This is a genomic window from Tengunoibacter tsumagoiensis, from assembly GCF_003967535.1.
Lineage (GTDB): Bacteria > Chloroflexota > Ktedonobacteria > Ktedonobacterales > Ktedonobacteraceae > Tengunoibacter > Tengunoibacter tsumagoiensis.
The window spans coordinates 1,258,685-1,279,251 of sequence record NZ_BIFR01000001.1; the positions used below are offsets into that span (position 1 = coordinate 1,258,685).

17 protein-coding genes and 1 tRNA gene are annotated in these 20,567 nt (G+C 50.0%); 13 read left to right on the top strand and 5 right to left on the bottom strand.

Annotated features, from left to right (window positions below; all coding sequences use genetic code 11):
• Positions 1-7: 7 nt before the first annotated feature.
• On the top strand, positions 8-1,423 hold the full coding sequence (locus tag EL628_RS05010; RefSeq protein ID WP_126578795.1) for a DUF58 domain-containing protein: 1,416 nt from the start codon (positions 8-10) through the stop codon (positions 1,421-1,423).
• Positions 1,347-2,969: a DUF4129 domain-containing protein gene (locus EL628_RS05015; RefSeq protein WP_126578797.1), complete on the top strand. Its 1,623-nt coding sequence runs from the start codon at positions 1,347-1,349 to the stop codon at positions 2,967-2,969. Before EL628_RS05010 ends, EL628_RS05015 begins: the two co-directional genes overlap by 77 nt.
• Before the next feature lie 68 nt (positions 2,970-3,037).
• On the opposite strand, the gene EL628_RS05020 is transcribed toward EL628_RS05015, so the two are convergent.
• Together EL628_RS05020 and EL628_RS05025 are read right to left on the bottom strand one after the other, a co-directional pair.
• The gene (locus EL628_RS05020; protein ID WP_126578799.1) at positions 3,038-3,289 is read right to left on the bottom strand and encodes a hypothetical protein; all 252 of its coding nucleotides are present in this window, start codon (positions 3,287-3,289) and stop codon (positions 3,038-3,040) included.
• Between the two features lie 24 nt (positions 3,290-3,313).
• Positions 3,314-4,102: a hypothetical protein gene (locus tag EL628_RS05025; protein ID WP_126578801.1), complete on the bottom strand. Its 789-nt coding sequence runs from the start codon at positions 4,100-4,102 to the stop codon at positions 3,314-3,316.
• A 226-nt stretch (positions 4,103-4,328) separates the two neighbouring features.
• Between EL628_RS05025 and EL628_RS05030 the strand changes: the two genes are divergently transcribed.
• From EL628_RS05030 to EL628_RS05045, 4 genes are all read left to right on the top strand, one after another.
• A tRNA-Asn gene (locus EL628_RS05030) sits at positions 4,329-4,400 on the top strand.
• Positions 4,401-4,524: 124 nt separating this feature from the next.
• Positions 4,525-5,418 (top strand): SMP-30/gluconolactonase/LRE family protein, encoded by an 894-nt coding sequence (locus EL628_RS05035; protein ID WP_161975283.1) that lies wholly within the window; start codon positions 4,525-4,527, stop codon positions 5,416-5,418.
• 135 nt (positions 5,419-5,553) lie between these two features.
• On the top strand, positions 5,554-6,828 hold the full coding sequence (gene larA / locus EL628_RS05040; protein ID WP_126578805.1) for a nickel-dependent lactate racemase: 1,275 nt from the start codon (positions 5,554-5,556) through the stop codon (positions 6,826-6,828).
• A gap of 152 nt (positions 6,829-6,980) precedes the next feature.
• Positions 6,981-8,012, top strand: coding sequence for an alpha/beta hydrolase (locus EL628_RS05045; RefSeq protein WP_126578807.1), 1,032 nt, complete (start codon positions 6,981-6,983; stop codon positions 8,010-8,012).
• 104 nt (positions 8,013-8,116) lie between these two features.
• On the opposite strand, the gene EL628_RS05050 is transcribed toward EL628_RS05045, so the two are convergent.
• Positions 8,117-9,103 carry an NAD-dependent epimerase/dehydratase family protein gene (locus EL628_RS05050; protein WP_126578809.1) on the bottom strand — a complete coding sequence of 329 codons (987 nt, stop codon included), beginning with the start codon at positions 9,101-9,103 and terminating at the stop codon, positions 8,117-8,119.
• Between the two features lie 224 nt (positions 9,104-9,327).
• On the opposite strand from EL628_RS05050, the gene EL628_RS05055 reads away from it, so the two are divergent.
• The 4 genes from EL628_RS05055 (at position 9,328) to EL628_RS05070 (ending at position 12,834) form a co-directional block, all read left to right on the top strand.
• On the top strand, positions 9,328-9,999 hold the full coding sequence (locus EL628_RS05055; RefSeq protein ID WP_126578811.1) for a TetR/AcrR family transcriptional regulator: 672 nt from the start codon (positions 9,328-9,330) through the stop codon (positions 9,997-9,999).
• Position 10,000: 1 nt separating this feature from the next.
• Positions 10,001-10,987, top strand: a complete 987-nt coding sequence (locus tag EL628_RS05060) for an NAD-dependent epimerase/dehydratase family protein (RefSeq protein ID WP_126578813.1) — start codon at positions 10,001-10,003, stop codon at positions 10,985-10,987.
• A gap of 809 nt (positions 10,988-11,796) precedes the next feature.
• The gene (locus EL628_RS05065; protein WP_126578815.1) at positions 11,797-12,162 is read left to right on the top strand and encodes a hypothetical protein; all 366 of its coding nucleotides are present in this window, start codon (positions 11,797-11,799) and stop codon (positions 12,160-12,162) included.
• Positions 12,163-12,183: 21 nt separating this feature from the next.
• Entirely contained in the window at positions 12,184-12,834 is a 651-nt protein-coding gene (locus EL628_RS05070; protein WP_126578817.1) for a hypothetical protein, read from the top strand.
• Between the two features lie 43 nt (positions 12,835-12,877).
• Here the strand turns inward: EL628_RS05070 and EL628_RS05075 are convergent, their stop codons facing one another.
• The gene (locus EL628_RS05075; protein WP_126578819.1) at positions 12,878-13,912 is read right to left on the bottom strand and encodes an SIS domain-containing protein; all 1,035 of its coding nucleotides are present in this window, start codon (positions 13,910-13,912) and stop codon (positions 12,878-12,880) included.
• Between the two features lie 303 nt (positions 13,913-14,215).
• On the opposite strand from EL628_RS05075, the gene EL628_RS05080 reads away from it, so the two are divergent.
• The 3 genes from EL628_RS05080 to EL628_RS05090 all read left to right on the top strand — a co-directional run bounded on the left by EL628_RS05080 (position 14,216) and on the right by EL628_RS05090 (position 16,946).
• On the top strand, positions 14,216-15,592 hold the full coding sequence (locus EL628_RS05080) for a cytochrome ubiquinol oxidase subunit I (RefSeq protein WP_126578821.1): 1,377 nt from the start codon (positions 14,216-14,218) through the stop codon (positions 15,590-15,592).
• Between the two features lie 12 nt (positions 15,593-15,604).
• Entirely contained in the window at positions 15,605-16,639 is a 1,035-nt protein-coding gene (locus EL628_RS05085) for a cytochrome d ubiquinol oxidase subunit II (RefSeq protein WP_126578823.1), read from the top strand.
• Between the two features lie 73 nt (positions 16,640-16,712).
• Positions 16,713-16,946 carry a hypothetical protein gene (locus EL628_RS05090; RefSeq protein WP_126578825.1) on the top strand — a complete coding sequence of 78 codons (234 nt, stop codon included), beginning with the start codon at positions 16,713-16,715 and terminating at the stop codon, positions 16,944-16,946.
• 66 nt (positions 16,947-17,012) lie between these two features.
• On the opposite strand, the gene EL628_RS05095 is transcribed toward EL628_RS05090, so the two are convergent.
• On the bottom strand, positions 17,013-20,390 hold the full coding sequence (locus tag EL628_RS05095) for a toll/interleukin-1 receptor domain-containing protein (RefSeq protein WP_161975284.1): 3,378 nt from the start codon (positions 20,388-20,390) through the stop codon (positions 17,013-17,015).
• Between the last annotated feature and the right edge of the window lie 177 nt (positions 20,391-20,567).

A 20,567-nucleotide genomic window follows, 5' to 3' on the forward strand; every position in this document is an offset into this window, starting at 1 on the left:
TGAACGCATGAGCGCTGTTGAAAAAAGAGGCTCGCTATCGACGCTTGAAGAGCGTGCGCTTCTCAAAAAGCGTCGCCCCTGGTATTACCTGGCGCTGCTCCTCTTTATTCTGAGTATTGTCTTCAAGATGCCTCTGATGCTCTTAGCGGCTATTCTGACGTTGCTCGTGGCCCTGATTCCAGAACTCTGGCTGCGGCTGGCCCTGAAGCATTTATTGGTGCGCCAGCGGGTGAATCATCAGCATCTTTTCTTTGGTGAGGAAGTGGTTCTCTCAGTCGTGGTAGAGAATCGTAAAATGTTGCCGTTGCCCTGGTTACAAATTGAGAATCCAATCACTCCTCCTCTTACTGTCGTTGGCCAGCGGAAAACCCTCTCTCAACGAGATACATTAATTAGCACCTGGTTATTGTGGCCATATCAGCGGGTAACGCGACGTTATCGGATGACCTGTCAGGATCGGGGTTTTCATGTCTTTGGGCCGACGAGACTCAATTGTAGCGATCCGTTTGGTTGGATCGAGAGCGAACGTTATCTTGCAGCCAATGAGACGCTACTGGTCTATCCTTTGATTGCTCCTCTGGAGGCATTAAACCTTCCTCCTGTACGCACGATTGGAGAGCGTGTGGGGCAGCGCCAGTTATTAGAGGACCCACTCTGGTTTGCTGGCATACGAGATTATCAATTGGGCGATGATCCACGGCGAATCGATTGGAAGGCGACCGCCCGTACTGGTGAGCTACGCAGTAAGATCTTTGAATCAACGACGATGCGTCGGCTCCTGGTTGTGTTAGATACCTGGGCATATACGGGGCTCCAGAAAGGAGTCGATCTAGAGGTTCAGGAGTTTTGCATCTCGGTGGCGGCCTCATTGGCAGTATGGGGGCTTGAGGAGGGGTATGCGGTTGGAATGCTTGCTAATAGTGGAATGGTGACAACCACTCACGAACTTTCTAGTGAGGCAACAACAGATATCTTACAGAACCAGGAACAGATCTTGAAGTCAAATGGCCTCACTATCTCACCAGCAGGTATTACCATCCCTTTTTCGTTAGACCATGGTCAGTATGAGCATATTCTCACTACATTAGCTCGTTTGATCCCTTCTCATATCACTCCGATTGAACGCATGATTGAATTAGAGGATGAGATGTTCCCATCCGGGACGACGGTTGTTGTAGTTAGCCCTGTTGAGACGCTAAATGAAGCGACCTTAGCTCGTCTCTGGGAGCGACGGATACGGGGAAATACGATTGCCATTGTCACTGTTGGTGATCTCCCTGAAGACTATCAAGAGCCAGAGACGCAGACTATACGCCTTTATCACGTTGGCGGAAAGGAGAAATGGCATGAACTCGTCAACACCGTTGGGGCAGGAAAAGGAGAGAACATCGGTACGAGCTCTACTCGCCTCCAATTGGATTGAGATCCTGGCAGTCCCTGTGGCCTCCGCTATTATGGAGGCTCAGCCCATTCTCCTGGCAATGCAGTTGCTGGTTCCTCATCTGTTTGGCCCTGACAGTCTTGTGCCAGATGCAGGCAGTGTTATTCTCCTGCTGCTTGGGCTCCATTGGTGGCAGATGGGAGTACAGGCCCTGCGCCAGCGGAGAGGCCCTTTAAAGCGCAATGGATTAGTTTCATCGCTGTCTGGTCTATTTCTCGCAGCTGTGATCATAGCTTTGACCCATGTATGGCATTTAGACAATACCCCGTTACTGTTTCTCTTTATCGGTCTGCTCATCTGGTCCTGGAAGCGTAGCGAGGATCGGGTGCGTGAAGGGTTATCTTCGGAACCACTGATTATGGTCTTTAAGATCGGCTTCTGTGTGCTCTTGCTGGTAATGGGGTTTGCGCTATTGCAGATCTGGGATAATGCCCTCGAGATAGCTCTGGCGAGGGCCCTCCCTCTCTTCTTCCTGTCTGGTTTGATTGCTCTTTCATTTACTACAATCGGTAAGATCCAGAAAGAGCAGGCGCAGCATATGGTTGAAGGAGGGAAGCGTCAGGACGTTACTGGAAGCTGGGTTACTGGTATGACCCTGGTGTGGGTTGCGGTTGTGCTGGCTGCAATAGGGTTGGAGGCGATTCCCTTAGATTCAACAGCGGCTCTGTTGCAACCCGTCTGGTGGGCTCTGGGGCAACTGGCAATTGGCCTGCTCTATGTGCTTGGTTTTTTGATTAATGGTGCATTGTATGGAATTGGTATCTTCCTTCTGCTAGGATCGACCATCTATACCTTTTTCTTTCCTGGCTCGTCCAGTACACAGACAAAACAAGAGGGAGTGGTAGAGACAAAGCTGGATCTTACCAAATTAGCGCAGTCCTCAAATGGTCATCAACCACTTCTCCTCTGGCAGATTATCGTTGCTATTCTGATTGTGCTCGCGGTTGTACTCATCGCAATGACTCTCAAGAAGCGTTTACGCAAGGACTCGGTCGTTGTGGAGTCTGAGGAAGAGGAAGTACGTGAGCAATTAGATCGAGCGGCAATTCTACGTCAGCGCCGTCAGGAACAGAAGCAAGGAAATAATGATAGTCTGGAGTTAGTGGCTCTAACGCCTGGTTCAGCTCGTGCGAGATACAGAGATTTTCTGCTTTCAATGGCGAGCAAAGGGAGTGACCTTGTGCGACAAGAGCATGAAACCCCGACCGAATACCAGAAACGTATCCTGACGCTAGCCCATAGCTCTTCAAGAGCAAAGGACGGAACATCTCCTTCTGATGCAGAGATCTTGAGTGAGCTAACCGAAGCCTATGCTCGAGAGCGCTATGGCGGAAAGTACCTGGACAATGAGCGCCAGCATTACCTGACTACATGGTTGCCACAGTTGATGAGGCATCTCATGGAGACCGTGAGGTCGGTCACGCTTCCAGGTCAGGATACACCTGGTACACCAGGTCAAAGTATAGCCCATACAACGGGAAAGGCTCCAGCGCGGCCTACACGCCGTTCGGGCTGGGAAGATTATTAGGAGAGCATAGAGATCAGACAGCTCAGATCAGCTATGGAGTGAGAGGTTACACGGCATACAGCGAGGCGCTACGAGGCTTTTTTCTTTCGTCTGATCGAAGACGTTTTACCAAACGCGGCTGGTACATTGGTCTCTTCTGGGAGATCCTGATCGGTATGTTTATGAGCGGAGCAGCGATTATACTCCTCAACGGCAAGCATATATGAGGAGTACAAGCGCTCTAATTGGAGGAGAGTTGCCCCCTGTTGCTCTGCTTTGATCAGATCGGACCATTTCTGCTGCATCCGCTGTGCAGCGGATGCAAGCTCATTGGTAGTCATAGCATTCTTCATCCTTAGACTGATCTAAGAAGCTTTACTGTTCTGTTTGGCTTCCTTATACTCAGCTGTTAACTGCTGGATGACCTTCTTGGCTGCCACAAAGCTGAGCTTTGGCAGATTTTCAGGCTCAGGTTTGTTCAGATAGTCGGATAATTTACGAATACTCGAGAGCTGCTGCTCAAGAATACTCCCTTCGGCCTCGCTATCCGCGGATGAAGGTTGCTTCGATGAATGAGGCGCGGAACTATGTGTATTGTCCTGGACCGATGCAGTTGGACGCGCTGCCACAAAGGTTTCATGGCTCTGGCTATTTCGATTGTTCATAGCTGACTGACGTTCCACAGGGGCATCAACGATGCGATGGGCCTCGTTCATCTCTGGTGCAAACTGTGTGCCATAGCCAAGTGCTGCCAGGGCGCGCCCAATAGCTCCAGTCTCAGCTTTTTCAACATAGTCGCCGAAGCTGGCAGCATTCTCTGATTTTGTGCCTGTTGCGCGGCCACCCTTGCCATCGGTAACGATAGCGCGGAAGCGAGCGTACCCTCTGGCGTGTTTAATAACCTTCTCGCTGCGGCGCTTCTCAGCATTCCAGACAAAGGTCTCTTCTTCTACCTCTCGGTCTAGATCGACGACCACTTCCTCTGTATCGATTGTCCCCTCGGGACATTGTTCGCGGAACCAAACGAGTCGCCACTGAACTGGCAGATAATCTTTGGAACCCTCACGACTCTTCAATTGGACAAGGTGCTCATTAGGATTGAATGAACGAGTGTATGACTCCTCACGATCCTGTGCAGTATTCTGTTCGACCATCGTCTGCTCCTTCGAAAATTTGTTCTAAATCTGTTCTCGTATTATAGAACGAGTGCTCTCAACTGTCAAGGCAGGTACATACTTCTATTCTTTTTGGTTGCTTAAAAATGGGAAGTCTGGTTGTTGAGAGAGGTGGCTCCAGGTATGTGGCACAAGACAAGACGAAAAAAGGATTGACTTTTTGGCTTGAATCAGGTATAGTTTATTCAATGATGAGCAAAAACCTTCCTCGATAGCTCAACGGTAGAGCAATCGGCTGTTAACCGATTGGTTACAGGTTCGAATCCTGTTCGAGGAGCCCTTAGAGGACCACCAGCAAAGGCGGTCCTCTTTTTTTACGGGTAGCTCTTGCTGTCAGGCCCTGGTTGATGCTGGTTTTCACTATCAGGCTGGTTGGTATCCAGGCTGAGGTGTTGCCAGGAATGGCGTTGCGATTGTGCATTGCGAAGGAGACGATTGTGAGCGAGGTTGAACATGTGTTGCCATGCCGCAATAAATTAGGAGAAGGCCCGATCTGGAGTGAAGATGAGCAGGCCCTCTATTGGGTTGACATCCTTAATCACACCTACAGCCGTTTTGATCCTATTTCGGATAAGCAAGACACTACTAAGGTTGGGATTGCGATTGGAGTGATGGCTTTTCGTCAAGCGGGTGGTCTGATTATGGCAACGAAAGAGGGCTTTGCGTATTGGGATAAGGCCCAGAAGAAGTTGGATTACCTGGCGCGGCCACTGGGTGATGATCCAACCATGCGCTTCAATGATGGTGCTGTTGATTGTAAGGGCCGCTTCTGGGCTGGTTCGATGGGGAATGGGCCTGTAGGGATTCTCTATCGCCTCGATCCTGATGGCTCGCTACACGAGATGCTGCATGGTGTTTCGATTGCCAATGGCATTGGCTGGAGCCCGGATAATACAATCATGTATTTTACGGATACACCTTTAAAAAAGATTTTTGCCTTTGATTTTGATGCTGAGACCGGGTCTATCTCGCATCAACGTGTCTTTGTCGACTCCACATCTGAGGATGGGGTCCCTGATGGCTTAGCTGTTGATAGCCAGGGATATATCTGGAGCGCTCGCTGGGATGGCTCTCGTATTACTCGTTATGCTCCCAACGGAGGGATTGAGCGGGTGATTACCATGCCTGTTCTCCGTCCGACCAGTTGTGTATTTGGCGGGCGCAACCTGGATGAGCTTTATATTACTTCAGCGCAGACTGAGGATCAGGATCGTCGTAATTTTCCTCTCTCTGGAGATCTTTTCCGTCTTAAAACTGGTATTCGCGGCCTGCCTGCATATAAATTTGGAGCTTAATGGGGACGTACATTCAGGGTATAGTGTTCTATGTAGCGAACTCTTCTGAAAATACAGGTTTCATACTGGGTGGTGAAACCCTTTCATGAACGTCTACTCTTGATTCCTCTCAATGAGCATGGAAGGAGCCTGACAATGCTGGTATCTATTCCTTATGGAAGCACAACACGAGTGATTTCTGTCCCTGAGGATGCAGTCGTTTTCCATTCGCAGCCAGTGCCTCCACTGGCAGATGAGCGGCATGCATTTCAGCTGGCATTGCGTGAACCGATTGCGAGTGCGGCGCTGGCTTCACGTGTGCGAGCACAGGATCGAGTTGCCATCGTTATTTCAGATATTACACGCCCAACCCCAAACGAGCGTATCGTGCCCTGGCTATTGGAGGAGCTTGCTCATGTACCACGTTCACAGATCGTTATTCTCAATGGAACGGGTTCCCATCGAGCCAATACACGGGCAGAACTGATCCAGATGTTGGGTGAAGAGATTGTTGATACAGTTGAGATTGTCAATCATGATGCCTTTGCCAGACAGACGCTTAGCTATCAGGGCCAGACACCGGCGGGTGTACCTGTATGGGTGAATCGTCGTTATGTTGAGTCTGATTTTACGATCGTAACTGGTTTTATTGAGCCGCATTTCTTTGCAGGCTTTTCAGGTGGCCCCAAAGGGATCTTACCGGGGTTGGCTGGGATTGAGACCATTCAGGCATTGCATAGTGCGGCCCTGATCGGAGATAGTCATGCTACCTGGGCGCTTCTGGAGAATAATCCAGTGCAGCAGAATATCCGGGAGGCAGTTAGCCTTTGTCCGCCAGATTTTTTGGTCAATGTCACTCTGGATCAGGAGCGCCATATCACGAATATTTTTGCAGGCGACTATCTGGCGGCGCATGCGCGAGGATGTGAAGCAGTGGCAAAATTGTCCACCCGGGCAGTTGAAGCTCCCTTTGATATTGTGATTACAAGCAACAACGGCTATCCACTGGATCAGAACCTCTATCAGACGGTGAAGGGAATGACGGCGGCGGCTCAGATTGTTCGCCCGGGTGGAGCGATTGTGGCAGTCGCTGAATGTCGAGATGGTCTGCCCGAACATGGTAATTTTAAGGCCCTCCTTCAGATGCGTCCGACACCAGCCGCACTCCTTGAGATGATTACAGCTCCAGCTTTTCGGATGAACGATCAATGGCAGGTGCAGAAGCAGGCTCTGGTCCAGCTGCAAGCCGATGTATACCTTCACTCAAGCCTCACTGATGACGTAGTAAGAGCGGCACAATTATTGCCAGCTACGGACCTCTCAGCCACACTTGAGCAATTATTCCAGAAATATGGACCTCATGCGCGTATTGCAGTACTGCCAGAAGGCCCGGTTATGGTACCTTATCTCTTGAAGGCTTTGCCAGTGTAAGAGCAGGCACCTTCTTCATCATGGGGTTTTCAGGCTAATGCTCGTAAGAGCTTTTCAAAGATGCTACGCTACGTGTTACACTGGAACATATGGCCTGATTACTGCTAATGCCTGTTGGCTGTTGAAAGTTTGTGCTTGAGGAGATCTCGTGTATGTTGCCATGGTCAAGTCCGTTGCAGGGGCGCTTTGAAGAACATGTATTTGAAAGCGAAGTCTTGAAAGGGAATGCGCTCAGTGATCCCTATCAGCGTCCGCTCTGGGTCTATCTGCCACCCGGCTATGATGATGAGCCAGAGCGTCGTTATGCAAGCATCTATATGATTCAGGGCCTGACAGGTCAGTTAGATATGTGGCGCAATCGTTCGGCCTTCCGCAGAAATTTCCCAGAACTGGCCGATGAGCTCTTTGCCAGAAAAGAAGCCCCGCCCTGTATTATGGTCTGGGTTGACTGCTGGACAAGTTATGGGGGGAGCCAGTTTGTAGACTCGCCTGGAACTGGTCGCTACCATACCTATCTCTGTGATGAGATTGTGCCATGGATTGATGCCCATTATCGGACTGTACCAGCGGCTGCTCATCGTGGCATCGCTGGCAAATCGAGTGGCGGCTATGGGGCGATGATCACGCCCATGCTGCGCCCGGATCTGTGGGGAGGGCTGGCAACTCATGCAGGGGATGCCCTGTTTGAGATGTGTTATCTGCTGGATTTTCCCAGTTCAATTCGCACACTCAGAGATCGCTATAGCGGTTCATTTGAAAACTTCTGGCAGGAGTTTAAGACGCGGCCAGCCTTCACCAAAAGTGGTGATGAGACCCTTCTCAACGATTGGTGTATGGCCGCCTGCTACTCAGCTGATCCTGATGGGACTGTACGGCTCCCCTATGATCCACGTACAGGCGTCCTTATTCCCGAAGTGTGGGAGCGCTGGCTGGCCTGGGACCCTGTACGTATGGTGCCTCAGCATGCTGAGATCCTGAGAAATATGAAGGCCATTTATATTGACGCCGGACGGCGAGATCAGTATTTCCTGGATGTGGGAGCCAACGCTTTCCGGGCTGCCCTGGAAAAGATTGGCGTTACCGACCTGTTCTTTGAACTCTTTGACGGCACCCATTCAGGGATCGAATATCGCTATCCTCTCAGTCTTAAGTATCTGGCTGAGCGATTAAGTCCAACAACATAGAGTATCTCGCGATCGTGGGACACGTGGGCTCGCCACTATTTGATCCAGTATTGTCAAATAGTGGCGAGCCCACGTGTCAATAAGCCTTCAGATGATATCAGGCGTCAGGCCTGCCATCTGGCGAGCAGCTCGGCCTCACGAGCAGGTTTGAGGCTTGCGTGCTCACCCTGATCGGAAGGATACAACTGTTCCCAGGCCAGCGTATCGCGCAACGTAGCGGCCAGAGGGCGGAACGTCAGGCCCGACGCGAGAGCTTTATCGATGCGAGCGCTACTGAGATCCAGCCCAAGGGAGCGAGGGAGCCAGAGCGGAAGTTCAGACCAGGGCTCGACCTTTTCGTCCTCAAGAAAGCTCTCTTCCACCCAGATCAGCTCAGCCTGTGGATTGACCACTTGCTGGCACTGTTCAAGGACAGAACCAAGTGTCAGAGGATAGTCGGGGCCCACACCGATAAAGAGTCCAGTCACCTGCTTTTCAACGAGGCGAATATTCCATTCAGCGAGATCGCGCACATCAATAAACTGGATTGGCTGCTCCTTATAATTGGGAACCAGAACCTGTCCGCCTCGAGCCATACGCCGGGGCCAGTAAGAAAAACGGTTCGTTGGATCGGCTGGTCCCACAATTAAGCCAGGTCGAATAATCAATGCGCGACCCGGAAAAGCCCGTTCGACAGCCTGTTCGCATAGAGCCTTGAGCGGCCCATATGTAGCCCCATTGACCTCTTCAATGGTGGGGTCCTCCATTGTAGCAGGAGGGAAACTCTCATCAAAATTGTGTAGCCCATCCTCCGCAAAGGCATTCACGCTAGAGATAAACGTGTAGTGTTGTGCTGCATTGGCGAGTGCATGAGCAGTCGCAGCAACGATGCGAGGGACATAGCCGCTTGTATCCAGGACAGCATCCCAGCTTCGGCCAGCCAATCGATCGAGATCAGTTGTACGATCCCCATAAATACTCTCAACCTGAGGAAACAGCTGTGGATTCGTCTTCCCACGATGAAAGAGCGTCACCTCATGCCCACGAGCGAGCGCAGCCTCAACCAGATGGCGTCCCAAAAATTTTGTGCCACCAAGTACTAAAAATTTCATATCGTTATCCCCTCTTACTGCTAATAATCTTCTGCATTCATCGTATCTGGTAGAGACAGAAAAGGCTAGCCTTATACTATGCTAGCAGCATAGGTAGCTTGCAGATCCTGGTCTGAAACCTTCCACTTCCCCCACCCTTGACAACTGACCATGGGTCAATTATAATTGACCCATGGTCAGTTAATTGAAAATGAGTAAGTAATAGGAGAGTCGAGGAGGATTGCATGGAAAAAGGGAGGCGAGCGATTGATGATGAGCAGAAAGAGGTGCGGCGACAAACGATCTTAGATACAGCCTGGCAGCTTTATCAGCAACACTCTTATGAGACCTTAACCATAGCTGATGTCGCCCAGGCAACCGGGTTGGCAAAAGGAACCATCTTTCTCTATTTCAAGACCAAAGAGGCTCTGTTCCTTGTGGTCGTAGAGCAGCAATTGGAGTCCTGGTTTTTTGAAGTCAATGGAGTATTAGAGAGTCTGGCTGGTCGAGCAACGATCCCACAGATTGCAGCCCTCTTTAACGACTCATTGGGGAAACGTCCAGCTTTAACACGTTTACTTGCCATTCTGCACACCTTATTAGAGCAGAACATTGATGAGAGCGCTGCGCGGCAATTCAAGCGCATGCTCAAAGAACATTTTCTTCAGACTGGGAACTGGTTAGAGAAAAGCCTGCCTTTTCTAGGGCTCGGGCAGGGAGCGCATTGCCTCTTGCAATGTTATGCCCTTGTCATTGGTTTCTGGCATCTGACCGATGCAGCCCCGATTGTAAGACGGGTACTGCAAGAAGAAGAATTTCAGATGTTTGCATTGGACTTTGCGAGAGAATTTCCTTTGGCAATGCAAAGCTTATTGTATGGATTAGAGCACGAGGCTCATCTTAAAAAGGAGGTATAGAATGAAATATTTCGTGACCGGTGCGACCGGATTTGTGGGCAGCCATGTCGTTCGTCTCTTAATTGAAGAGGGGCATCAGGTTATTGCCGTTGTCAGAAAGCCCGAGCAGGCCGGAGCCCTGGCCGCCCTGGGAGTAACCCTGGTACCGGGAGATGTCACTGAGAAAGAGAGCATGCGAGCTCCAATGCAAGGAGTTGATGGAGTCTTTCATATTGCTGGCTGGTATAAAGTGGGGACGCGCGACAAAAGCCTGGGCGAACTCGTCAATATTCAGGGCACGCGCAATGTCCTTGAGCTTATGAAAGAGTTAGAGATTCCCAGAGGGGTCTACACCAGCACCATTGCACTGAACTCAGATACCCATGGAAAATTAGTGGACGAGAGCTATCATTTTACTGGTAAACCTTTAAGTGAATATGATCGCACCAAAGGAATCGCACATAACGAGATTGCGGTAGCCATGATTGCGCAGGGATTGCCACTGATCATCGTCCAGCCAGGCCTGATCTATGGTCCTGGAGATACGAGTAGTGTACGACCAACCTTTATAAAATACTTGCAGAGAAAACTGCCCATGGTACCGGACCGCTCAGCTCAATCCTGGGCTCATGTCGAGGATGTCGCGCGTGGACATATAGCCGCGATGCAAAAGGGACGGATCGGCGAGAGCTATCTTTTAACCGGACCGACCCATACTATTGTTGAAGCCATGCAGATCGCCGAAAAAATTACCGGTATACCGGCCCCACGTACCCATGTAGCCCCAGGAGTTATGAAAGGCTTATCGGTAGCGATGGGACTGCTTGAAAAAATTGCACCTGTTCCACAGGACTATAGCTCTGAGTACCTACGTATAACCGCAGGGACCACATATATTGGCAGCTACGCCAAAGCCGAGCGTGAGTTAGGCTATCAGCCGCGTTCATTGGAAGCAGGTCTGAGCGAAACTCTGGCCTATGAGATGAAGCTGTTAGGGATGTCTGTTTAGCATAAGCGTGATGGGTCTCCAAGTAACATGAGAGGGGCTCATCATGAGGGTGGAACAAGGGGAGCGTGTCACCACGGCCATCATGAATGATGGGCCTTACGCGTTTATGCGATAAATCGCTTATTATAAGATGCAATTTATTGCACGAGAAGGGAGGGCCCATCATTCATGATGGCCGCGGACCATTTCGGCTTTGGCGCACATGATGGAAAGCAAGGTGGAGCGTGTCACCATGGCCATCATGAGGGTAGAACAAGGGGAGCGTGTCACCACGGCCATCATGAATGATGGGCCCCACACGATTATGCGATAAATCGCTCATTAAAAGATGCAATTTATTGCACGAGAAGGGAGGGCCCATCATTCATGATGGCCGCGGACCATTTCGGCTTTGGCGTACATGAGGGTGGAACCAGGCGAAGGGTGTCACCACGGCCATCATGAATGATGGGCCTTACAAGATTATGCGATAAATCGCTTATGAGGTGTAATGTATTGTATGAGGGAACAGAGCTCATCATGAACAATGGTTGCTAATAGAGATGTATACACAATTGTCAATTATATGACTCGATTGATTTTAATATAATTTGATTCTATACTACAATACAGGATGTTTTCCATTTTAGTGATCTATAAAAAGAAAAAGATTACTCATAATGATATTGTAGTGAAAGATAATACACATGCTGGTAGCGTGAAGGTGTTCCGTCGATGATATTGTAGATGTATTTTTTATACGAATTTTGTGGATATACAGAATTTATGGATGAGCGAACAATGCATAGACATGATCTAAGGGGAAAACGATGGGGGCGCAGACACCAGATCCAGCAACGACATTTGTTTTTAGATTGGCTACCCTGGAACAGGATGTAACCGAACTAAAAAAACAGCTTAGCTTTTATGTCCCCACGCGCGAGAACGAGTTACAGATTAAAAACATCCGTGATATCGTCGATAGAATCGGGAAAGATGTGAACGATGCTAGAGGGCAATTAAGTGAGCTCAATAATAAGCTGTCACTCCAGGAGTCTGAAGCGCAGAAGCGAGAGGCAGAGCTGCGAGAGAATCAGGCCGCACTACAGATAAGAGTCTTGTGGGGAGCGCTCTCACTTATTATTGGCATTCTAACCAGCGTCCTCGTTGGATATGTGACACATTTTTTTCACTGAGTGGGAGTGGGGGTAAGGATAATGCCACAATATGGTATGAAAAGTACACTTGCAATTGCCGATACTCTACGAGTTGCTGCAATATTATTGTTTATTATGGTTATTGCTTTTGAATGCATCCCTGTTTTTTCTAGCCATAATACGGATGACTTGATTCTAGCGGATCGGCAGCGAACCCGCGCCGAATTGTTTGCAAGAGATGCGTTGATCCTGGTCTATCGTCCCCAGAGCGAATGGTCGGGGGCAATCAGTGATCTGCAATCAATACTTCCTCTGTTTGAAAATGAGGAAGTGATACTGGAAGGCAATAGTGATTCACAGATGATGTTGCAGGTTCAACAAATGAGAGGTGATTACCTCGCCTTAGATGCTGCCATCAAAGCCATCTTGAAACAGCCTATTCCCTCCGTCTTTCAATTGCAGTTAGGAATTATTCTGGTTCATGATCGGCCCTTTATTATCGCAATGAACTCAGTTGTCTCTATTATTCAGCGCCAGGAGAATGATAGAGATCGACAACTTTTTTATATTGAAGTTGGTGTTGAGCTTCTGATTATTACCCTGATTTTAACGTTCATCTTTTTTTCACGTACGATGATGAGGAAATCCTGGGAGGCCGGTATTGCCGAAGAAAGAATGCGTAGAGATAAAGAGCTTCAGGATAAATCCTGAGCCGTCAGTCTGGGCCTGCCAGGCCCAGACTGTGTCGTAACCTTTAAAGAGTCAGTGTGACCTTGTTGAGCCCGCGTGGCACATCTGGATTGAGCCCTTTGGCAAGGGTGAGCGAAAGACCGAGGAGCTGGCCTGGGAGGATGGCGACGAGTGGGCTGAGCCATTCAGGAATCCCCGTTGGGAGCACAAGTGGTGTTTTTGCCTGTGTGAGGGCCTGTTGCGAATCTGAAATAATGAGCAGCTCAGCCTGACGCTGTTTGAGCTCCGTTGTGAGATTGAGCATATCGTTCATGGTGGCCCCGCCGGGCATAATTAAGATGGTTGGAAGCCCTTCCTCGATGGTTGCGATAGGACCATGGCGAAAATCGGCGGAAGAATACGCTGTTGCCATCATATAGGTCAGCTCTTTAAGTTTGAGGGCGAGCTCAAAGGAGGTCGCATAGTTGTAGCCGCGACCTACTACGACACACGAGCTCATATAGCGATAGCGCTCAGCCAGACGTGCAATCTCCGGGGCCTGTTGAAGTGTTGTCGCCATGATCTGAGGCATCTGCTGGAGCTCCGTGAGCCGGGCTGAATCTCCGCTCAGAACGGCGGCAAAGAGCATCATAACGGCCAGTTGAGCGGTATAGGTCTTGGTGGCTGCCACACTTTTCTCCTGACCCGCGTGTAGTTCAACCACATAATCTGCTGCATTGGCCAGCGGCGAATTGCCATCATTCGTAATAGCCAGCGTTGGTCGGCCCTGCCGTCGTCCCTCTTCAAGCACAGTCACAATATCGGGCGATTGACCAGACTGTGAGACCCCAACGACAAGGGCATTGTTCATACGTGGCGGAGTCTGATACAGCGTCTGAAGCGATGGAGCTGCTAGCGCGACAGGATAGCCACCCATTGTGGCCCAGGCATATTTGGCGTAGGTAGCGGCATGATCCGAGGAGCCACGCGCCGCCATCAAGACATAATCAAATGCAGGCAACCGGGCCACAATCTGTTGAATATGTCCAGCCTCTCGTTCCAGCAGGCGAGCCAGAACCTCAGGTTGACTCATGATCTCTTGTTCCAATAATGAATGCATCTATCCCTCCAGCATGGTAGTAAGCAAAAGCGAGAACTTCTCTCCATACTATACCATGTATTGGTCTAGTGGTCTAGATGACTTGACAAATAACGGAAAGCAAGAAAGGTAGGTGTATTGATTACTATCGGGCTCTCCGGGTGAAATGAGGGAATCCTGACACTTTTCGCTCTAAAATTTCGTAGCAATAGAGTGCTACTATATGATGGAGAGAACTTTATCAATCTCATCAATACAAGAAAGGCGTCAATGATGAGATAATTCAAGAGAGTATTCAAGCGTAGTACAAGGAGTACGTTTTTCATGCCTACCCTACTTGCCGCCCGTGCGCAGATGGGGACGTCGCTGGCGTTTCACATCGTCTTCTCTGTCCTGGGTGTTGGTCTGCCATTGTTGCTTTGTATCGCTGAAGGGTTAGCGTTATATCGGAAAGATGCCGTCTTGATGACTCTGGCGAGGCGCTGGGCCAAGGCTGCGGTGATTATCTTTGCGATTGGCGCGGTTTCGGGGACTATCGTTGAATTTGAATTGGGTCTGCTCTGGCCAACCTATATTCAATTCATTGGAGCTGTGATTGGTCCACTGTTTGCTTTTGAAGGCTTTGCCTTTTTCCTGGAAGCAATTTTCTTTGGCATCTATCTTTATGCCTGGGATTATCTCTCCCCTCGAACGCACTGGCTCTGTTCATTTCCGATCTGGATTGGTGGCCTGGCCTCGACCTGGTTCATTGTGACGGCGAATGCCTGGATGAACACGCCAACTGGTTTTGAGTATACCAATGGTAAACTTACCGGGATTGATTCGCTGGCTGCAATTGCCAATCCGAGCACACCGTATCAGACAGTGCATATGGCCCTGGCCTGTTATGCTGCCTGTGGCTTTGGTGTGGCAGCCGTGTATGCGATAGCTCTCTTGCGGGGGAAGCGCGATGACTATCACCGCAAAGCGCTGCTTCTGGGTCTGGTCATGGCCTCGGTTGCCATTCCTTTGCAGATTATCAGTGGCGATTTTAACGCCCGCTACCTCTCGACTGCGCAGCCTGCAAAGTTAGCTGCGATGGAAGGGGTATTTCTCACTGGTCGCCATGTGCCGTTGAATATTGGTGGTCTGGCTGATCCGAAGACTGAGAAAGTCTATTACTCGATCCCTATTCCTGATGGTCTGAGCTTAATGGTGGATTATAATCCAGATGGTGAGATTCGTGGACTGGATTCGTTTCCCCCTGAGGATCGGCCCAATCCATTGCCGGTGCATCTCTCGTTTGATGGTATGGTTGGGAGTGGCTTCTTTGCTCTGTTTATCGCCATCTTATTCTGGTTCCTCTATTATCGGCGCAAACGAGTCATCCCGGAGCAGAAATGGATGCTGGTGGGCATTGCGCTGGCTGGCTTCTTAAGCTTTGTTGCTGTAGAACTGGGCTGGATGGTAACTGAATGGGGTCGGCAGCCGTGGACCATTTATAACTATCTTCGTACCAGTCAGGCGGTCACAACTGCTCCATTTTTAAATATTAGTTTTCTGATCTTCTCCTGCATCTATGTCGTGCTGGCAATCACAATGACGACGCTTTTATTGCGTCTGGGTCGGAAGCCGTTTCCTGAGATGGTCTGGTCCAATGTGGCTGCTGGTCGGCAGGCAACGCCGAGATCAGAAGAAGAAGAGCTTAAACTGAGCTTATAGGGAGGTGAGCACATGCATCTACCAACCTTGCCATATATCCTGCTGGCGGTGATCTGGTTTGCTTTGATCGCTTATGCAGCCTTTGGAGGAGCAGATTTTGGGGCTGGCATCTGGAATCTGCTGGCTACAGGTCCTCTGGCCAGGGAACAGCATGACCTGATTGATCATGCGCTGGGACCGGTCTGGGAGACCAACCATGTCTGGCTGGTCTTTCTGGTGGTGGGACTCTTCTCCTGCTTTCCTGTTCCTTTTTCGATTATTGCAGTGGTGCTGTTTATTCCACTGACGCTGGCGTTGTTGGGAACTGTGTTACGTGGTTCGGCGTTTGTTTTTCGCACCCACGGCCTGAAGTCCAGGCCAGTGATGAATACGTGGACCCGTATCTTTAGCATCTCCAGCGTCTTGACGCCATTCTTCCTTGGATTATGTGCGGCAGCGGTTGCAGGTGGGCAGATTCATGTCAAAGGTGAGCCTATGACGGATCTGGGCCCGCTCTGGTTGACGCCCTTTGCACTGGCAATTGGATGTATGGCGTTGGGATTGTGCGCGACCCTGGCAGCCATCTACCTGACAGTGGAAGCGACAAATGAGAAGCAGACCGAACTGGCCGAACTGTATCGATGGCGTGGCTTAGTTGCCGGAGCGATCACAGCCGTTCTGGGTGCGATTGGACTGGGGCTCTCCAGTATCTATGCCCCTCTTCTCTGGCATGGGATGCTGGATCATACGCTCCCTCTTGTCATCGCTACGATGATTATTGGTGTCATCACTGCGGTGACACTCTATCTCCGCTATTATCGTCTGGCTCGCATCTTTATTGTGGGCGAGACGGCCTTCCTGCTGGGCTCCTGGGGTGTCTCGCAGATTCCGTATCTCATCCCACCTGACATTACCGTCGATGCCGGGGCCTCATCATCGGATAATCTGCTCTTAATGCTCATTGGCATTATTATTGGGATGGCCATTGTCTTGCCTTCGATCTACTTTCTCTTTTATATCCTCAAGCTGAAGAATAGCATGGGATTATTGGAGAAAGCACCCGAATAGCGGCAAAGATGATCTTCTGTGGGGCCCTCTGGACGGGTGAAAAGAGGCCCTATGAAGGAAAGGAGGCGTTTGCATGGAAGCCATAATTGTCTATGGACTGGTTCTTGTCTTTTTTGTGGTGGTCGTCCTGTTTATGGGACTGATCTTTTTAAAGCAGACCTATGTGTCTCCGCCAGAGCTACCAGTACAGGGTGAGCATCCGCGACAGAGAAGCCCGGCACAGAAAGAGACGACGCTGGCCTATGGGGTTATTGCTGCCCTGTTCGCAGGTTTCTGCATGCTAACCTGGTTTATCAAAAAGAAGTAGCTCCCTGAAGACAGTGGGGAGAGAATTGTTTATGCTGCCCTCCTCTGGCTCAGTGGTGCAGAATGGTTAAGATGTAATGGTCCAGACACGCAGATTGTTATACTGAATCTCGGTGGAATCCTTTTGCGCTAACGCTATCAGCGCGAGCGTTCCCTGCATATAGTCACTATCTTGAAAATGATCAATCTGCTTCCCCTGGACATAGAGTAGAATGATCTTATCTCGCGCTACTACTGCCAGCGTTATCTGGCGTGGTAAGCTCAGATCTGGTGGCAATTTTGTAGTGGGGATAAGATCAATCGGGTCTCCTTGAGGCAGAATCTTTGAGAGTCGATACGTGCCATCCTGACAGACAGAGAAAACATATCCTGTGTTGGGACCATGTTGACCAGCGAGAAGACCGCCACAATTGCCATGTACAATGGTCATCTGAACCTGGACCGCAAGATTCTGAAAATTGGTGCTGTAGCCACACAGCGTCATTTTTTTTGTCTCCTCTTGAGAGACATGATAGCCTTCTGCCTGACTCTGACAGCCTGTGTCTTCTACATCAGGAAGCATAAGATCACGCTGTTTCAGGCTGCTAAAGAGAGCAATAGAACCGGACCCGGGATATGTTTTAGGATAGTGCCAGGCCAGAGGACCTTTAAAGAGAGCAATCGCAGTGGCTGTGCCAGCGATCCTGGTCTGAGTTCCAATCTGGTAGAGATTAACTGTGCCTATCAGGCTGATAATAATCACAAATACCAGGATAAGCAGAGCTATACTGCGCTTGAGCGTCAATGAGGAGTGCAGTGCTACCTGCTTGTGTTGTGTCTGTGACGTAGCAGCCAGTTGCTTCTGTTCATCGGGAGTCATCGTCGCGAAATAGTCCAGGAGGAAGCGATGGATAAAGATATAGCTACCACCGATGCGCCGGAGGAGAATACGCTCAGACATCTCATCCAGAAAAGAGGCTAGCTTTAGCGGAAGATAATCAAACAGCCAGAGCCAGAGACGTAAGATATAGTGCTGAGTAAAAGCGTTGAGACCAAAATAGAGGCTGAGCGCAAGTCCAACGCAGGTACCTAATAGACTACCCCAGAGAAACATGCCAGTATTTGTTCTATACCCAAACCAGATAGGCATAAAGAGCCAGCTCACCAGGTCCAGAATAAGATTCAGGCCGATAGTTAAGCTAATGCCCAGAAGAAGACCGTTTTTGCCGGATCGTCGGATGCCTTCGTTGGGGCGAAACTGCGCTCTCTGTAATACCTGTTGCCCTGAGGCCATGCGATAGATGCTGACAATCAACCAGATGGGGAGTCCAATGATGAGGGCAACGCCGAGGCTAGTTAGTGAAGTGACCAGGCGAAGCAGACAGATCACACCGCTGAGAGCGAGCAGACTTATGAATAGCTGCACCTTAAATGATTGGCGTTTGAGTGGGCGTTGCCATAGACGACCGGTCAGGTTCAGATTGAGGATCTTGATCAACGTACTGAAGAGGAGGATAGCAGCGAGGTAGATGAGAAAACCACCAGGTGCTATCAGGAGGCCGATAAAGCCTCCAATTCCCAGACCCCATCCCATCCCGATCAGGAGATCTTTCCATGACCAGTTCCAATGCACAATCTCTGATGGTTGGATATCAAGCGATGGAGTTTTGCGATTGGAACTTGCTGATGTGCCATGGGTAATCATGGCCATGATATTTTTCGATGTTTGATGCGGCTTGAGTGGCAAGATAATGATTGCACCGATCAAGCTTGCGACCATGCCAATACCAATAAAATCGTTAAGAGCATGATGAAAGCTGAACCCTAAAGGATCGGGCATATGCTCTGTCTGATACTCTTGCCATTGAATCAGCCAGAGTCCCAGGCTATCGAAGCCAGCTATGATGAGCCCAAAAATGAGCGCACCTTTGAGGGGATAGGTGAGCCGGTACAGAAACTGATTGCGTTGAGGCAGGCCTTCAGCCTGGAGCGTCTCGAGAGAGAAAATGGTCTGTTGATAATAATGCATCTGCCTGGCAATGAATGTCAGCCATTCGAGAATCAGATGGATTGAACCAGAGCGGAGTTTTCCGCGACGGCGCAGCATTCGTCTGGTATAGGCAGCAAAGAGCAAATGTAAGGTCTCTTCATGTGAATGTCCAACTGGAAGAGCCTCTCTGGGAGCATCAAGATATGCCAGAACAAAGATACTCAGGAGGAGCGGGGTTTTCGCCATCTCGGCCAGTGTAGAATCTTCGCGAAAGGCATGGCGAATCCCTGCCACACGTTCTCCTCCGGGCCGAAGATAGTACTCAATCTGCTCTTGTGAGAGTGGCTGCACACTCACGGCCTTCCGTAGATTTACCAGCGTTGAGAGTTGCCCATATTCTGCGCTGCGGCTCGTCAGAATCAGAGGACTATGATCCGTCAATTGTTCTAGATAACTATTGATAGCTTTGATACAGGTCAGACGGACCGTTGAAGATACTTCATCCAATCCATCCAATAAGGGAAGAATGCGCTGCTCACGAAGCCAGTGCTGTGCGATCTTCTGAGGGATCTGATAGCGAACCTTGAGCTCTTCTATCAACCATTCTTGTAGAGGAAGTCGTTTCTGTGCCCATGATGAAAGTACAAAGACCACAGGAACAGGATGGAGGGCATCACGTTCGGCGCGTTCCAGCAATGTTTTGGCGAGCTGTAAGAGCAGGGTTGTCTTACCGGCTCCCGGTGCTCCCAGGATCAGTAAGCGCCCCTCAGCCTGATCATAGACCTGACTGATTGAAGTCCCGGCTGGAAGAGAACGTGTGCCCTCATCCAGTTCTTGCACGAGTAGATCCCAGGGATTTTCGACCGCATCGGGCTGTTCCTGCAATCCCAGCTCGAGCCATGTCGCCTGCTGAAGCGATTGATTGAGCAGACCATCAATCCAGGTTGCGCGCACGCGTTTCATCAAGCGTGTTCGATTCTCCTGTTGCAGTGGTGGGAGCGGATGAGCGGTAAGAGGGACATGTTCGATAACTTGACGGAGCCCTTTCGCAATTGCTAGAAAGGCCTCATCCTGATCATCCCATTGTGTAATGGGCTTGCCATTGCGAGGAAGGCATTCCAGGGCAGCCAGAGGGGACTCTTTCCAATCGCAGGGACGTAGAATAATCGGAATCACATGCGTCTCACCACGCTGATGGCGCTCGAGAGCACGTTGCATCTCGACTTCATAGCAATAGTCGGAGGCCAGAAAATCAGGACTGACCAGTACCAGCACTAGAGAGGCCGCCTCCAGATAGGAATTAATCTCATAAGCGCGGGAGGTACCAGGAAGAAGCTTGCGATCATGCCATTCCGCAATCAGTCCCTGTCGACTCAGTAAGCGCAGATGAGTCTCCAACTGCTCACGGAGCAACTCATCCTTATGCGAATAAGAATAAAATAAGAGATGGGGCGAGTCTGCTGGCCTCTGCGTCATACATAAGCTCCCACAAAGAAAGGTAAAGTGCAATCGTGCACTGGTCGGTTGTGCTATTATAGCAGGTTGGATGCAGAAAGACGAGTGGATAGTTCTTGAAGAAGGGCTTTCCATAGTCTCCCCATCAACGATAGTTGCGAACTGATCAGGATGTTTGCGCGTAAAAACGCGTTCCCC

Excerpts from the sequence above, each read along its gene's own strand:
- EL628_RS05080 (WP_126578821.1), top strand. The coding sequence starts at position 14,216 with ATGCCTACCCTACTTGCCGCCCGTGCGCAGATGGGGACGTCGCTGGCG.
- EL628_RS05085 (WP_126578823.1), top strand. The coding sequence starts at position 15,605 with ATGCATCTACCAACCTTGCCATATATCCTGCTGGCGGTGATCTGGTTT.
- EL628_RS05015 (WP_126578797.1), top strand. The coding sequence starts at position 1,347 with ATGAACTCGTCAACACCGTTGGGGCAGGAAAAGGAGAGAACATCGGTA.
- EL628_RS05035 (WP_161975283.1), top strand. The coding sequence starts at position 4,525 with ATGGCGTTGCGATTGTGCATTGCGAAGGAGACGATTGTGAGCGAGGTT.
- EL628_RS05010 (WP_126578795.1), top strand. The coding sequence starts at position 8 with ATGAGCGCTGTTGAAAAAAGAGGCTCGCTATCGACGCTTGAAGAGCGT.
- EL628_RS05060 (WP_126578813.1), top strand. The coding sequence starts at position 10,001 with ATGAAATATTTCGTGACCGGTGCGACCGGATTTGTGGGCAGCCATGTC.
- EL628_RS05055 (WP_126578811.1), top strand. The coding sequence starts at position 9,328 with ATGGAAAAAGGGAGGCGAGCGATTGATGATGAGCAGAAAGAGGTGCGG.
- EL628_RS05075 (WP_126578819.1), bottom strand. The coding sequence starts at position 13,912 with ATGCATTCATTATTGGAACAAGAGATCATGAGTCAACCTGAGGTTCTG.
- EL628_RS05025 (WP_126578801.1), bottom strand. The coding sequence starts at position 4,102 with ATGGTCGAACAGAATACTGCACAGGATCGTGAGGAGTCATACACTCGT.
- EL628_RS05065 (WP_126578815.1), top strand. The coding sequence starts at position 11,797 with ATGGGGGCGCAGACACCAGATCCAGCAACGACATTTGTTTTTAGATTG.
- EL628_RS05050 (WP_126578809.1), bottom strand. The coding sequence starts at position 9,103 with ATGAAATTTTTAGTACTTGGTGGCACAAAATTTTTGGGACGCCATCTG.
- EL628_RS05095 (WP_161975284.1), bottom strand. The coding sequence starts at position 20,390 with ATGACGCAGAGGCCAGCAGACTCGCCCCATCTCTTATTTTATTCTTAT.
- EL628_RS05070 (WP_126578817.1), top strand. The coding sequence starts at position 12,184 with ATGCCACAATATGGTATGAAAAGTACACTTGCAATTGCCGATACTCTA.
- EL628_RS05020 (WP_126578799.1), bottom strand. The coding sequence starts at position 3,289 with ATGACTACCAATGAGCTTGCATCCGCTGCACAGCGGATGCAGCAGAAA.
- EL628_RS05090 (WP_126578825.1), top strand. The coding sequence starts at position 16,713 with ATGGAAGCCATAATTGTCTATGGACTGGTTCTTGTCTTTTTTGTGGTG.
- EL628_RS05045 (WP_126578807.1), top strand. The coding sequence starts at position 6,981 with ATGTTGCCATGGTCAAGTCCGTTGCAGGGGCGCTTTGAAGAACATGTA.
- larA (WP_126578805.1), top strand. The coding sequence starts at position 5,554 with ATGCTGGTATCTATTCCTTATGGAAGCACAACACGAGTGATTTCTGTC.